This window comes from Acidovorax sp. Leaf78, from assembly GCF_001422735.1.
Taxonomy (GTDB): domain Bacteria; phylum Pseudomonadota; class Gammaproteobacteria; order Burkholderiales; family Burkholderiaceae_C; genus Acidovorax.
The window spans coordinates 44577-58805 of sequence record NZ_LMLZ01000001.1; the positions used below are offsets into that span (position 1 = coordinate 44577).

Genomic DNA, 14229 nt, shown 5'->3' on the forward strand with positions numbered 1-14229 from the left:
GGCAAACCGCTTGGGTTGGCAGGGGCGGCGGGCTTTCGATGCCACCCCGGCCACAGGGGCCGGAGGGCATCAGCATGCGCTCGATGAACGCTGACTTACAACGCTGACTTACTTGTTGGCGCGCGCGAAGCGGGCCAGTTGCTCGTTGCCACGGGTCACGGCCGTGTCCAGCGCTTCCTTGGGCGACTTCTTGCCCGACCAGATCTGTTCGGTTTCCTCGTCGATGATGGTGCGGATCTGCACGAAGTTGCCCAGGCGGATGCCGCGCGACTTGTCGGTGGCCTTGCGGATCATCTGCGTCACGGCAACGTCGGTGCCGGGGTTCTTTTCATAGAAGCCCGATGCCTCGGTCAGCTTGTACGCCGCCGTGGTCACGGGCAGGTAGCCCGTGCGCTGGTGGCTGGCGGCTTGCACCTTGGTGTCGTTCAGGAAGTTCAGGAAGTCGGCGACGCCCTTGTATTCCTCGGCCTTCTTGCCGGACATCACCCACAGGCTGGCACCACCGATGGCGGTGTTCTGGGGCGCGCCCTTCACATCGTCGTAGTAGGGCAGGGCTGCGATGCCGTAGGCGAACTTGGCTTCCTTGGCGACGCGGGCGTACAGGCCCGACGAGCCGGTGATCATGGCGCACTCGCCCGATGGGAAGGACGCGTCAGGCGCGTTGCCGCGGCCCTTGTAGACGAAGCTGCCGTCCTTGGAGGCCTTGGCCAGGTTCTCGAAGTGGCGAACGTGCAGCGGGGTGTTGATTTCCAGCTTGGCGTCGTTGCCGTCGAAGCCGTTGTTCTTGGACGCGAACAGCGTGTTGTGCCACAGCGAGAAGCTCTCGAGTTGCGTCCAGCTGATCCAGCTGGTGGTGAACGGGCAGCTGTGGCCGCTGGCCTTGAGCTTTGTGGCGGCAGCGAAGACTTCAGGCCAGGTCTTGGGGGCCTTTTCAGGGTCCAGGCCAGCCTTCTTGAAGGCGTCCTTGTTGTAGTAGAAGATCGTGGTGGAGCTGTTGAGCGGGTAGCTCAGCATCTGGCCATTGGGCGCGGTGTAGTAGCCGGCCACTGCCGACACGTACTGGGTGGGGTCGAACTTGAAGCCGCCGTCGTTCAGCACCTTGGCGGCGGGCACGATGGCGCCCTTGCTGGACATCATGGTAGCGGTGCCCACTTCGAACACCTGGATGATGTGGGGTGCGTTGCCGGCACGGAATGCGGCCACGGCACCTGTCATGGATTCGTCGTACGTGCCTTTGTAGGTGGGCACGACCTTGTACTTGGTCTGGCTGGCGTTGTACTGCTTGGCCAGGTCGTTGACCCAGTCACCGAGCGCTGCGCTCATCGAATGCCACCACTGAATCTCGACCGGGGCCTGAGCCTGGGCCTGTGCAGGCAGGCACGCCGACATGGCGATGGCAGCGCAGACCGCCAGATGCTTCGTTTGCATGAATATATCCTCTGAGAATGACGAAAAACACAAGGGCCGAATGCTATGCACCCCATGTGTCATTGATATGTCGTTGTCGCATGACCGCAGGCCGTGCAACAACCGGGAAACCCCTTGGGATGTCCGTCAGGGATGCGATTGTGACTCTTTTGTGACAATGTGCGACGCATTTGCCGAGGCTTGCAAGGTTTTGTGCGATGCACCATGCTGCGGGTCACGTTTCGGTGGCTCCCGCACCGGTTCGTTCGCGCCGCAAACGCGCCGAGTTTCTTTTCTCCACACCCTTTCTTCTTATCGCCATGGCTACCAATTCGCTGGACAAGAACAAGATCAAATTTCTGCTGCTCGAGGGCATCCACGCTTCCGCCGTGGACGTGATCCGGGCTGCGGGCTACACCCAGATCGAAACCGTGTCCGGCGCGCTGCCCGATGAAGAACTCAAGCGCAAGATCGCCGACGTGCACTTCCTGGGCATCCGTTCGCGCACGCAGCTGACCGAAGAGGTGTTCTCCCATGCGCAAAAGCTGGTGGCGGTGGGCTGCTTTTGCATCGGCACCAACCAGGTCAACCTCAATGCGGCGCGTGAGCGCGGCATTGCGGTCTTCAACGCGCCGTATTCCAACACCCGCTCCGTGGCCGAGCTGGTGCTGGCCGAAGCCATCCTGCTGCTGCGCGGCATTCCCGAAAAGAACGCGGTGGCGCATCGCGGCGGCTGGCTCAAGTCGGCCGACAACGCGTATGAGATCCGCGGCAAGACCCTGGGCATCGTGGGCTACGGCTCCATCGGCACGCAGCTGTCGGTGCTGGCCGAGGCGCTGGGCATGCACGTCGCGTTCTTCGACGTGGTGAACAAGCTGCCCCTGGGCAACGCCCGCCAGGTGCACCACCTGCACGACCTGCTGGGCCAGAGCGACATCGTGAGCCTGCACGTGCCCGAGCTGCCATCGACCGAAGGCATGATCGGCCCGGCCGAGATCGCGGCCCTGAAGCCCGGCGCCATCCTCATCAACGCCGCCCGCGGCACGGTGGTGGATATCGACGCCCTGGCCGAAGCGCTCAAGGCCAAGAAGCTGCTGGGCGCGGCCATCGACGTGTTCCCGGTCGAGCCCCGCACCAACAAGGACGAGTTCCAGTCGCCCCTGCGCGGCCTGGACAACGTGATCCTCACCCCGCACGTCGGCGGCTCCACCATGGAAGCCCAGGCCAACATCGGCCTCGAAGTGGCCGAAAAGCTGGTGAAGTACAGCGACAACGGCACCAGCACCTCGTCCGTCAACTTCCCCGAGGTGGCGCTGCCCGCCCACCCGGGAAAGCACCGCCTGCTGCACATCCACCGCAACGTGCCGGGCGTGCTGTCCGAGATCAACCGCATCTTCTCGGACAACGAGATCAACATCTCCGCCCAGTACCTGCAGACCAACGAGAAGATCGGCTACGTGGTGATCGACATCGATGCCGCGTCGTCGGACCTGGCGCTGGACAAGCTCGCACAGGTCACCGGCACCCTCAGGAGCCGGGTGCTGTTCTAACGAACCTCAGGGCCGTTCGCCGGCCCATTCGGGGTCATTGCCGCTATCGGCCCAAGCCGCGCACCGAGCCTCCCGGTGCGCGGCTTTTTTGTGGGTTGTCGTCTTGACGCTCCATTAGCCCACTGTGCGAAAAGACGGCGCGCCGCACAAAGTTCTGAAAAACAGGCTCGATTGAATTTGTTACACATCCAGCCGGCAATCCTGACAGTACTAGAGGGCAATGAGCCCTCTTTTTCCAAGGAAACACCTGAAATCCCGGTGTTCGTCTAAAATTCACAGTTTGATACAACTCTTTACAGCAAGGGTTGTTGAACATTGTTTGCAAAGCGAGCCGCGCGGTAGGTCTGTCGCTGGCAACAATGGCGGCCACGCCGGCGCTCACCGCTGCCGGCACCGTGTTTTCTACCCGCTGTCTCCACTTTTCGTCTGTATGTTCGGGAACCCGTTTCCTTCCCTGCCCCTGCCCGTTCGCCCCGCGTTCCACGCCGCCGTGGCCGCTGGTGCGATGGCCTGCGCGTTGGCGTATGCGGACACGGCCACGCCCGTACCGGTGGCCGAGTCCTACGACGCCTTGGTCCGGCGCGCCAGGACCGGAGACACCACCCCGGTGCTCGACTACCTGCGGCAAAAGCGGCTGGACCGTGCCGATGCTGCGCGCCTGGTGGCCGACTGGATCGATATCGCCGGCTGGGCCCGGCTGGACCAGGAAGTGGTGGATGTGTACCGCCGCCATGGCGCGTCGCTCACGCTGCCGGTCAGTACCCTGGCGTCGGTGGCGCGCGCCCACCGCAACTTGCGGCAGTGGGACGACGCGCTGGCGCTGTATGCCCGCGCCTTGGCGCGCAGCCCGGATGACGCGGAGCTGCGCATGGGGGAGATCCACGTCCTGGCGGATGCGGGGCGCGATGCGGATGCGCGCACCAAGGCCGAAGCGCTGGTGGCCGAGACCCCCATGGTGGCGCGCCGCCGCCTGGCCCTGGCCTATGTGCACACGGCGGCGCGGCGCTTTCATGCGGCGCTGGCCGAGGCGAGCCGCGCGCGCTCGCTGGCACCCGACGATGCCGAAGTGCAGATGGCCTATGCCGACGCACTGCAGTCCGCCGGCCTGCCGGTGCAGGCGCAGGCCCTGGTGGACGCACAGCCCGCGCTCATGGGCGCGGCGCAGCAGCGCAGGCTGCAGGCCGACATCGGCGCGGAAATGGTGCGCCTGTCGTTCGCACCGGTGCGCAGCGAGAGTGAGCGCTTCGCAGTGGCCGACAAGGCCCTGGCGTTCTACGAGCAGGTGTTTGCCCGGTGGAGCGCCGACCCGCAGGCCGTGCGCGACCTGCAGCGCATGCGCATCGACCGCATCGGGGCGCTGACCGTGCGCAGCCGCATGGACACGGCGGTCGCCGAGTACGAGGCCCTGCGGCGCGATGGCGTGCCGGTGCCGGACTACGCCCTGCGCTGGGTGGCCGGCGCCTATCTGTACCTGCGGCAGGCGCAGGCCGCGCGCCTGCTGTATGCCGAGTTGCTCGAGCGCAGCCAGGCGGATCCGTCGGTCAGCTCCGGCGATGCCTCGGGCCTGTTCTATTCGCTGGTCGAGTCCGAGGCCATGGACGCCGCCGTGTCCCTGGCGGACGGCACGCAAAAGGCGTTTGCCGCCACCCCCGCAGGCCGCGCCGTCTGGGCCTCTGCGGCCATGGAGGCAGCGCAGGCGCACAGCTTTTCCGACGACACGCCCGAGGCGCAGCTGCGCCTCGAACGCATGGTGCAGCAGGCGCCGGGTCACCTCGGTGCGCGCATCGCGCTGGCGGGCGTCTACCGGGGCCGCGCCTGGCCGCGCCGGGCCGAGCAGGAGCTGAAACTGGTCGAAGCCATGGAGCCGCGCGCGCTGTCGCTGGAGCTGCAGCAGGGCTTCACCGCGATGGACTTGCAGGAGTGGAAGCAGGCGGACGCGCTGGCCGATGACGTGCTCGAACGCTATCCCGAAAACCTCCAGGTGCAGCGGCTGGACCGGGCGCGCCGGGTGTTTCGCATGCCCGAGCTGCGGGTGTCGGGCTACCGCGGCCTGTCGTCCAGCCCCAATCCCTCCACCGGCAACGGCGACTACGGCACCGACACCGTGCTCTACAGCGCGCCGGTGCAGGACGACTGGCGCCTGTTCGCCGGCTTCGGCTTTGGCAGCGGCGACTTCCGCGAAGGCCGCGGCGTGCACCGCAGCTACCGCGCTGGCGGCGAATGGCGGGTGCGCGACAACACCGTGGAGGGCGAAATCTCCACCCACAACTTCGGCTACGGGCAGCGCACCGGCCTGCGGCTGGAGGGGCGCCACGATCTCAGCGACCAGTGGCAGATCAGCGGCGCCGCGGAGCGCCTGTCGCGCGACACGCCGCTGCGCGCGCTGCGCAGCGACATCACCGCCGACAGCGTGACCGCCGCACTGCGCTGGCGCGCCAACGAGCGGCGCGACTGGAACGTGAGCGTGGGTGGGCTGGACTACTCGGACGGCAACCGCCGCCTGTCCGTCGGCGTGGCCGGCCGCGAGCGCATCTACACCCGCTACGGCGTGTACGCAGACCTGGTGATGGAGCTCTCGCACTCGCGCAACAGCCGGCCCGGCGGGCCGTACTTCGCGCCCGAGTCCGATGTCTTCCTGCTGCCCACGCTCGACGTGGCGCACGTGCTGTACCGCCACTACCAGCTGGAATGGCGCCAGCGCCTGCAGCTCGGCGTGGGGGCGTACGCCCAGCGCGGCTACGGCGTGGGCGAGGTCGCCACGCTGGGCTACGGGCAGCGCCTGCGCGTGAACGACACCCTGGAAATGGGGCTTTCCTTTTCCATCACCCGTCGCCCTTATGACGGCGTGGACGAGCGCATCCTGCGCACCGCGTTCGATCTTCTCTACAGGTTCTGAGAATGTTTCCGACAGTCTTCTCGCTCATCCGTCGCAGGGCCCGCATGCTGTGCGTGCTCGCATCCATGGCCGCATGCATGCTGGTGCTGCCGGCCTTGGCCGCAGACGCGCAGCCGTTCGTGCCCCCCAAGGCCCGGACCCTGCCCGAGGCGGAGCGCCCCTGGCCCGTCAACAGCTTCGTGACCGTGGCCTACCACGACGTGCAGGACGGCGAGGCCGATGCGCGCTACCTGGCCGTGCGCACCGACCGCCTCGTCGCGCACTTTGCGTGGCTGCGGCAAAACGGCTACCAGCCGGTGTCGGTGGACCAGATACTGGCCGCACGCGACGGCGGCAAGCCCCTGCCGGCCAAAGCCGTGCTGCTGACCTTCGACGACGGATACCGCAGCTTCTATGACCGCGTGTTCCCCCTGCTCAAGGCCACCGGCTGGCCTGCGGTGCTGGCGCCCGTGGGGGAGTGGCTGGACGCGCCGGCCGACCAGCCGGTGGACTTCGGCGGCCTGCAGACGCCCCGCGAGCGCTTTGCCACCTGGGCCCAGGTGGGCGAGATGGCGGCATCGGGCCTGGTGGAAGTCGGTGCGCACACCGACCACCTGCACCACGGCATCGTGGCCAACCCCCAGGGCAACACGCAGCCCGCCGCCGCCACGCGCCGGTATGACCCGGCCACCGCGTCGTATGAGAACGACGAGGCCTTCCTGCGGCGCCTCGAGGCAGACGTGGCGGCCATCACCACCAAGATCCGCGATGTGACCGGCAAGGCCCCCCGGGTCTGGGTATGGCCGTATGGCGCCGCCAACGGCAGCGCACTGGCCGTCGTCAAGCGCCACGGCTACCAGATGGCGATGACGCTGGACGAGGGCATCGGCAGCACCGCAAGCCTGTTCAACACGCCGCGCGTGCTGGTCACCGGGGACCCGTCGGTCGATCAGTTCGCCTCCGCCGTCATCGCCACGCAGGAGCACCGGGTGCTGCGCGTGGCCCACGTCGACCTGGACTACCTCTACGACGCCGACCCCGCGCAGCAGGCACGCAACTTCGACCACCTGGTGCAGCGCGTGCAGGACCTGGGCGTGAACACGGTGTTCCTGCAGGCGTTTTCCGATGCGCAGGGCGACGGCACCGTGCACTCGGTGTACTTTCCCAACCGCTGGCTGCCCGTGCGCGCCGACCTGTTCAACCGCGTGGCGTGGCAGCTGCGCACCCGCACCCGCGTGGCGGTGTACGCCTGGATGCCGGTGCTGGCCTTCGACCTGGACGCCGCGCTGCCCCGGGTGCAGCGGGTCAACGACAAGGGCGAGGCCACGCCGGACACGGGCCAGTACCGCCGCATGTCGCCGTTCGATCCCACGGTGCGCTCGCGCATCGCCGACCTGTATGAAGACCTGGCCCGTTCGGCCTGGTTCGACGGCGTGCTGTTCCACGACGATGCGTTGCTGTCCGACTTCGAGGACGCGAGCGCACCCGCGCTGGCGGCCTACCGCGCGGCGGGCCTGCCCGGCACCATCGCCGAGCTGCGCGCCGACCCCGCCACGTTGCGGCGCTGGACGCAGTTCAAGACTCGCGCGCTGACGGACTTCACGCTGGAGCTGGCAGGGCGTGTGCGCGCCATCCGCGGCCCGCAGGTCAAGACCGCGCGCAACATCTTCGCCATGCCCATGCTCAAGCCGGAGAGCGAAGCCTGGTTCGCGCAGAACCTGGACGACTTCCTCGCCTCGTACGACTGGACCGCGCCCATGGCCATGCCGTTCATGGAGAACGTTCCCGACGCCGATGCGGATGCCTGGCTGGACACGGTGGTGGATTCCATCCGCCGGCGACCCGGAGCGATGGACCGCACGGTCTTCGAGCTGCAGGCGGTGGACTGGCGCAACAGCCAGCCCGTGCCCGGCCAGCGGCTGGCGGGCTGGATGCGGCGGCTGCAGATGCGCGGCGCGCGCAGCTTCGGCTACTACCCCGACAACTTCATCACGGGCGTGCCGAGCGTGGAGCAGGTGCGGCCGGCCCTGTCCAACAGCGGGGCGTTGCAGCCATGAGGAGCCGCGTGCTTGCGCTGCTGGCGCTGTCGCTCATCGTCTGCGGTCCGCTGGCGCTGCAGATGCTGCTGTCCAGCGACGCGGTGCTGGACTTCGTGTTCCTCTACCCGCTGTTCATGTCGGGCATCTGGATCGCGGGCGGCCTGTACTACTGGATGCACTGGGAGCGCCACTGGGCCTGGGGGCCGGACGTGCCCGCGCCCGCGCTCAAGGGCGAGCCGCTGGTGTCCATCCTGGTGCCCTGCTACAACGAAGGCGACAACGCCGCCGAGACCCTGGGCGCGGCCCTGGCGCAGCGCTACCCGAACATCGAGGTCATCGCCATCAATGACGGTTCGCGCGACAACACGGGCGAGGTGCTCGATGCGCTGGCCGCGCAGCACCCGCGCCTGCGGGTGATCCACCTGGCGCAGAACCAGGGCAAGGCCATCGGCCTGCAGATGGGCGCCGCCGCCGCGCGCAGCGAGTACCTGGTGTGCATCGACGGCGATGCGCTGCTCGACCGCGACGCGGTCGCCTACCTGGTGGCGCCGCTCATCGACAACCCGCGCGTGGGCGCGGTGACCGGCAACCCGCGCATCCGCACCCGCTCCACCCTGGTGGGGCGCATCCAGGTGGGCGAGTTTTCTTCCATCATCGGGCTCATCAAGCGCACGCAGCGCGTGTACGGCCAGGTGTTCACCGTCTCGGGCGTGGTGGCGGCGTTCCGCCGGCGGGCGCTGGACGACGTGGGCTACTGGAGCCCGGACATGATCACCGAGGACATCGACATCAGCTGGAAGCTGCAAAAGCGCCACTGGTCCATCTTCTTCGAGCCGCGTGCGCTGTGCTGGATCCTGATGCCCGAGACGCTGCGCGGCCTGTGGAAACAGCGCCTGCGCTGGGCGCAGGGCGGTGCCGAGGTGTTCCTCAAGAACCTGCGCGGCATGTGGAACTGGCGCAACCGCCGCATGTGGCTGTTGATGCTGGAGTTCTGCATGTCCACGGGCTGGGCCTTCATGTTCGCGGTCACGGTGGTGCTGTACCTGCTGGGCAAGTTCGTCCACCTGCCGGGCAACCTGTTCGTGCCGCGGCTCATGCCGCCGTCGTTCACCGGGCTCGTGCTGACGGTGACCTGCCTGCTGCAGTTCACGGTGAGCGTGTCCATCGACCGGCGCTACGAATCGGGCATGCGCAGCACGCTGTACTGGATGATCTGGTACCCCGTGGTCTTCTGGCTGCTGAGCCTGTTCACCACCCTCGTGAGCTTTCCCAAGGTCATGCTCAAGACCCAGCGCGCGCGGGCCCGCTGGGTCAGCCCCGACCGCGGCATCGCCCGGCCTGCACCGCCATGAACGGCCCGCTCATCCACACCCGCCAGGGCCGGCTGCCCCGCCTGGTCGACGCGGCCGTGACCCTGGTGGCCTGGGCCGGCTTCCTGTTCCTGTTCTACCGGGGCGTCGCGGCCATGGTGCAGTCGCCGACGCTCGATCTGACAGCGCGGTTCGATGCGCTGCGCTCCACGGTGGACACCTTGCTGTGGTACGGGGTCATCGCGGCCTTCAACGCCGCGGTGCTGGCCGGCTGGGCGCTGTACAACCAGATCCGCCGCAAGGTGGAGCGGCGCAGCGTGATCCCGGCGCTCGACGACAGCCAGCTGTCCGCCAGCTTCCATCTGACGCCGGAGCTTCTGCAGGCCATGCGCTCGAACCAGGTGATCGTGGTGCACAACGACGAGCACGGCGGCATTGCCGACGTCATGCCGCGGTGCGTTCCCGGCGCGTGGACGTCGTCTGCCACCGAGCAGACCATGGGTGCGACGGCGGTGGAAGCCAACCGGATTCCATGGCGCCAGACGGCGTGAATGCGGCAGGCAGCGGGGTGGCATAAAATCGCGGGCTCCCACGGTCCAGCGCATAGCGCTTCCCCAGGTCTACTTCATGAACGCCTTTACTGCGGTCGCCGCCCTGCACACCCAGGCCGCGGAACCTGCGCGCCTACGCGAGATTCCCTATAACTACACCTCGTTCTCCGACAGGGAGATCGTGATCCGCCTGCTGGGGTCTCCGGCCTGGGACCTGCTGGACCAGCTGCGCAAGGAGCGCCGCACCGGCCGGTCGGCCCGCATGCTGTACGAGGTGCTGGGCGATATCTGGGTGGTGCAGCGCAACCCCTACCTGCAGGACGACCTGCTGGACAACCCGGCCCGCCGCAAGCTGCTGGTGGACGCGCTGCAGCACCGCCTGGGCGAGGTCGACAAGCGCCGCACCCCCGCCGACGATGCCGGGCGCGACCGCCTGGTGGGCGAGCTGGTGGTGGCCGCGCGCCGTGCGGTGGCCGAATTCAACGCCACCTTCGAGCAGGCCGCGCAGCTGCGCCGCCAGATCCAGAAGACCCTGGGCCGCCTCACGGCCAAGGACAACATCAAGTTCGACGGCCTCTCGCGCGTGAGCCACGTGACCGACGCCACCGACTGGCGCGTCGAGTACCCGTTCGTGGTGCTCACGCCCGACACCGAGGTCGAGATGGCGGGCCTGGTCAAGGGCTGCATCGAACTGGGCCTGACCATCATCCCGCGCGGGGGCGGCACCGGCTACACCGGCGGCGCGATTCCGCTGACGTGGAAGAGCGTGGTCATCAACACCGAAAAGCTCGAAGCCATGACCGAGGTGGAGATGCGCCGCCTGCCGGGCATGGACAGCGAAGTCGGCACCGTGTGGACCGAGGCCGGCGTGGTCACCCAGCGCGTGGCCGACGCGGCCGAGCGCGCGGGCTTCGTGTTCGCGGTGGACCCCACCAGCGCCGAGGCCAGCTGCATCGGCGGCAACATCGCCATGAACGCGGGCGGCAAGAAGGCCGTGCTGTGGGGCACGGCGCTCGATAACCTGGCCAGCTGGCGCATGGTCACGCCCGACGCCCAGTGGCTCGAAGTGACCCGCCTGGACCACAACATGGGCAAGATCCACGACGTGGAGACGGCCACCTTCGAGCTGCAGTACTTCGAGGCCGACGGCAAGACGCCCGTGCGCACCGAGCGCCTGGCCATCCCGGGCAAGACCTTCCGCAAGGAGGGCCTGGGCAAGGACGTGACGGACAAGTTCCTGTCGGGCCTGCCCGGCATCCAGAAAGAGGGCTGCGACGGCCTCATCACCAGCGCGCGCTGGGTGGTGCACCGCATGCCCGAGCACACGCGCACCGTCTGCATGGAGTTCTTCGGCAACGCCAAGGACGCGGTGCCCAGCATCGTCGAGATCAAGGACTACATGTTCGCCGAGCAAAAGCGCTCGGGCGTGCTGCTCGCCGGCCTGGAACACCTGGACGACCGCTACCTGAAGGCCGTGGGCTACGCCACCAAGAGCAAGAAGGGCAATGGCGGCCTGCCCAAGATGGTGCTGATCGGCGACATCGCGGGCGACAACGCCGACGAGGTGGCGCGCGTGACCAGCGAAGTGGTGCGCATCGCCAACTCGCGCAGCGGCGAAGGCTTCATCGCCATCAGCGCCGACGCGCGCAAGAAGTTCTGGGCCGACCGCAAGAAGACGGCTGCCATCAGCCGCCACACCAACGCCTTCAAGATCAACGAAGACGTGGTGATTCCGCTGCCGCGCATGGCCGAGTACACCGACGGCATCGAGCGCATCAACATCGAGTTGAGCCTGCGCAACAAGATCAAGCTGTGCGATGCGCTGACCGAGTTCTTCGAGCGCGGCAACCTGCCGCTGGGCAAACACGACGCGGACGACGAAGTGCCATCGCCCGAGCTGCTGCAGGAGCGCGTGGCCCAGGCCATCGCCCTGGTGCAAGAGGTGCGTGCGCTGTGGCAAGGCTGGCTGAACGACGTGGAAGTGCTGTTCCCGCAGCTGCAGGACCACACGCTGCGCGCGAGCTGGAAGACCCAGCTGCGTGCGCCGCTCTCGGGCATCTTCACCGGCGCGGCGTTCAAGCCCATCCTTCAGGAAGTCACCGCCATCCACCAGCGCGTGCTCAAGGGCCGCGTCTGGGTGGCCCTGCACATGCACGCGGGCGACGGCAACGTGCACACCAACCTGCCGGTCAACAGCGACGACTACGAGATGCTGCAGACCGCCCACGAGGCGGTGGAGCGCATCATGGTGCTGGCGCGCAGCCTGGACGGCGTGATCTCGGGCGAGCACGGCATCGGCATCACCAAACTCGAGTTCCTGACCGACGAAGAGCTGCTTCCGTTCGCGCAGTACAAACAGCGGGTGGACCCGGAAGGCCGGTTCAACAAGGGCAAGTTGCTACGAAATCAGGAGCTGCCAGCGCTTGCTGGACAAGCGGCAGGGGCCGATTTGGCTTCAAACCCCGTGCGCCACGCCGACCTGACCAACGCCTACACGCCGAGCTTCGGCCTCATGGGGCACGAGTCGCTGATCATGCAGCAGAGCGACATCGGTGCGATCGCTGATTCGGTCAAGGACTGCCTGCGCTGCGGCAAGTGCAAGCCCGTGTGCGCCACCCACGTGCCGCGCGCCAACCTGCTGTACAGCCCGCGCAACAAGATCCTGGCGACCTCGCTGCTGGTCGAGGCTTTTCTGTACGAAGAGCAGACGCGCCGCGGCGTGTCGATCAAGCACTGGCAGGAGTTCGAGGACGTGGCCGACCACTGCACGGTGTGCCACAAGTGCGAGAGCCCCTGCCCGGTGAAGATCGACTTCGGCGACGTCACCATGAACATGCGCAACCTGCTGCGCAAGATGGGCAAGAAGAGCTTCCGTCCGGGCAATGCGCTGGCGATGACCATGCTCAACGCGACCAACCCGGATACCATCAAGTTCATGCGCTCGGCCATGGTGGACGTGGGCTTCAAGGCGCAGCGCATGGCCGTGGACCTGCTGCGCAAGGTGGGCCGCAAGCAGACCGCCAAGCCGCCCGCCACGGTGGGCACTGCGCCCGTCAAGGAGCAGGTGGTCCACTTCATCAACAAGAAGCTGCCCGGTGGCCTGCCCAAGAAGACGGCGCGCGCGCTGCTCGACATCGAGAACAAGGACTATGTGCCCATCATCCGCAACCCGGCCACCACCACGGCCGAGACGGAGGCGGTGTTCTACTTCCCTGGCTGCGGCTCCGAGCGCCTGTTCTCGCAGGTCGGCCTGGCCACCCAGGCCATGCTGTGGCATGCGGGTGTGCAGACGGTGCTGCCGCCGGGCTACCTGTGCTGCGGCTACCCGCAGCGCGGCAGCGGCCAGTTCGACAAGGCCGAGAAGATGATCACGGACAACCGTGTGCTCTTCCACCGTGTGGCCAACACGCTCAACTACTTGGACATCAAGACCGTGGTGGTCAGCTGCGGCACCTGCTACGACCAGCTGCAGGGCTACGAGTTCGGCAAGATCTTCCCGGGCAGCCGCATCATCGACATCCACGAGTATTTGCTGGAGAAGGGCATCACGCTGCAGGGCAAGGGCGCCTACCTGTACCACGAGCCCTGCCACAACCCGATGAAGCTCGGCGACTCGATGAAGACCGTGAAGGCGCTGGTGGGCGAGCAGGTCTTGAAGAGCGAGCGCTGCTGCGGCGAATCGGGCACGCTGGGCGTGACCCGGCCGGATGTGTCGACCCAGGTGCGTTTCCGCAAGGAAGAAGAAATCCGCAAGGGCGAAGCCAAGCTGCGCGAGGTCATGAAGGCCACCGGCGCGGGGCCGGGCGCCGTGGCCGCCCAGGACAACGTGAAGATCCTCACCAGCTGCCCGAGCTGCCTGCAGGGCCTGAACCGCTACCAGGACGATCTGCAGAACGGTTTGCTCGAAGCCGACTACATCGTGGTCGAGATGGCCCGCGAGATCCTGGGCGACAACTGGATGCCTGAGTACGTGCAGCGCGCCAACGGCGGCGGCATCGAGCGGGTACTCGTCTAGATGGCCACCGGCGTTGCCTGCCCCCTGTGCGCGGAAGACGGCGGTGCGCTGGTCTGGCGCGGCGTGCACCTGCGCGTGATCCGTGCCGACGAAGCCGGCTTTCCGGCGTTCTACCGCGTGGTGTGGAACGCGCACTTGGCCGAGTTCTCCGACCTGTCGGCCGCCGAGCGCAGCCACTGCATGGAGGCGGTGACGCGGGTGGAGCAGGCGCTGCGCCAGCATCTGGCGCCCACCAAGGTCAACATCGCAGCGCTGGGCAACATGGTGCCGCACCTGCACTGGCACGTGATTGCCCGGTTCGACTGGGACAGCCACTTTCCGTCGCCCGTGTGGGCCGCGGCCCAGCGGCCAAGCCCGGCCGAACGGGAAGACGCGGTGCGGCAACGGCTGCCGAAGCTGGAGGCGTCCCTGCTGCCCGTGCTGGAATCGCTGCAGCTGCCTTGAGGCGGGCCCTCGTTGACCCTGTCCCCCACAGGCATCGC

At 67.4% G+C, this 14229-nt stretch carries 8 protein-coding genes; 7 read left to right on the top strand and 1 reads right to left on the bottom strand.

The genetic code is table 11. The features are described 5' to 3' along the window. Positions 1–108 precede the first annotated feature (108 nt). Positions 109–1428, bottom strand: coding sequence for a sn-glycerol-3-phosphate ABC transporter substrate-binding protein UgpB (ugpB, locus tag ASF16_RS00220; protein WP_056161302.1), 1320 nt, complete (start codon positions 1426–1428; stop codon positions 109–111). A gap of 299 nt (positions 1429–1727) precedes the next feature. On the opposite strand from ugpB, the gene serA reads away from it, so the two are divergent. From serA to ASF16_RS00255, 7 genes are all read left to right on the top strand, one after another. Further along, positions 1728–2957: a phosphoglycerate dehydrogenase gene (gene serA, locus ASF16_RS00225; RefSeq protein ID WP_056161304.1), complete on the top strand. Its 1230-nt coding sequence runs from the start codon at positions 1728–1730 to the stop codon at positions 2955–2957. A gap of 430 nt (positions 2958–3387) precedes the next feature. Further along, entirely contained in the window at positions 3388–5853 is a 2466-nt protein-coding gene (gene pgaA / locus ASF16_RS00230) for a poly-beta-1,6 N-acetyl-D-glucosamine export porin PgaA (RefSeq protein ID WP_056161306.1), read from the top strand. A 2-nt stretch (positions 5854–5855) separates the two neighbouring features. Next, positions 5856–7889 carry a poly-beta-1,6-N-acetyl-D-glucosamine N-deacetylase PgaB gene (pgaB, locus tag ASF16_RS00235; protein WP_056161307.1) on the top strand — a complete coding sequence of 678 codons (2034 nt, stop codon included), beginning with the start codon at positions 5856–5858 and terminating at the stop codon, positions 7887–7889. Then, positions 7886–9223 (top strand): poly-beta-1,6-N-acetyl-D-glucosamine synthase, encoded by a 1338-nt coding sequence (gene pgaC, locus ASF16_RS00240; protein WP_056161309.1) that lies wholly within the window; start codon positions 7886–7888, stop codon positions 9221–9223. The genes pgaB and pgaC overlap by 4 nt, the downstream gene beginning before the upstream one ends. Continuing rightward, positions 9220–9732 carry a poly-beta-1,6-N-acetyl-D-glucosamine biosynthesis protein PgaD gene (gene pgaD / locus ASF16_RS00245; RefSeq protein WP_056161310.1) on the top strand — a complete coding sequence of 171 codons (513 nt, stop codon included), beginning with the start codon at positions 9220–9222 and terminating at the stop codon, positions 9730–9732. Before pgaC ends, pgaD begins: the two co-directional genes overlap by 4 nt. A 76-nt stretch (positions 9733–9808) precedes the next feature. Further along, positions 9809–13747, top strand: a complete 3939-nt coding sequence (locus ASF16_RS00250; RefSeq protein ID WP_056161312.1) for an FAD/FMN-binding oxidoreductase — start codon at positions 9809–9811, stop codon at positions 13745–13747. Continuing rightward, positions 13748–14191, top strand: coding sequence for an HIT family protein (locus ASF16_RS00255; protein WP_056161314.1), 444 nt, complete (start codon positions 13748–13750; stop codon positions 14189–14191). The last annotated feature ends 38 nt before the right edge of the window (positions 14192–14229 follow it).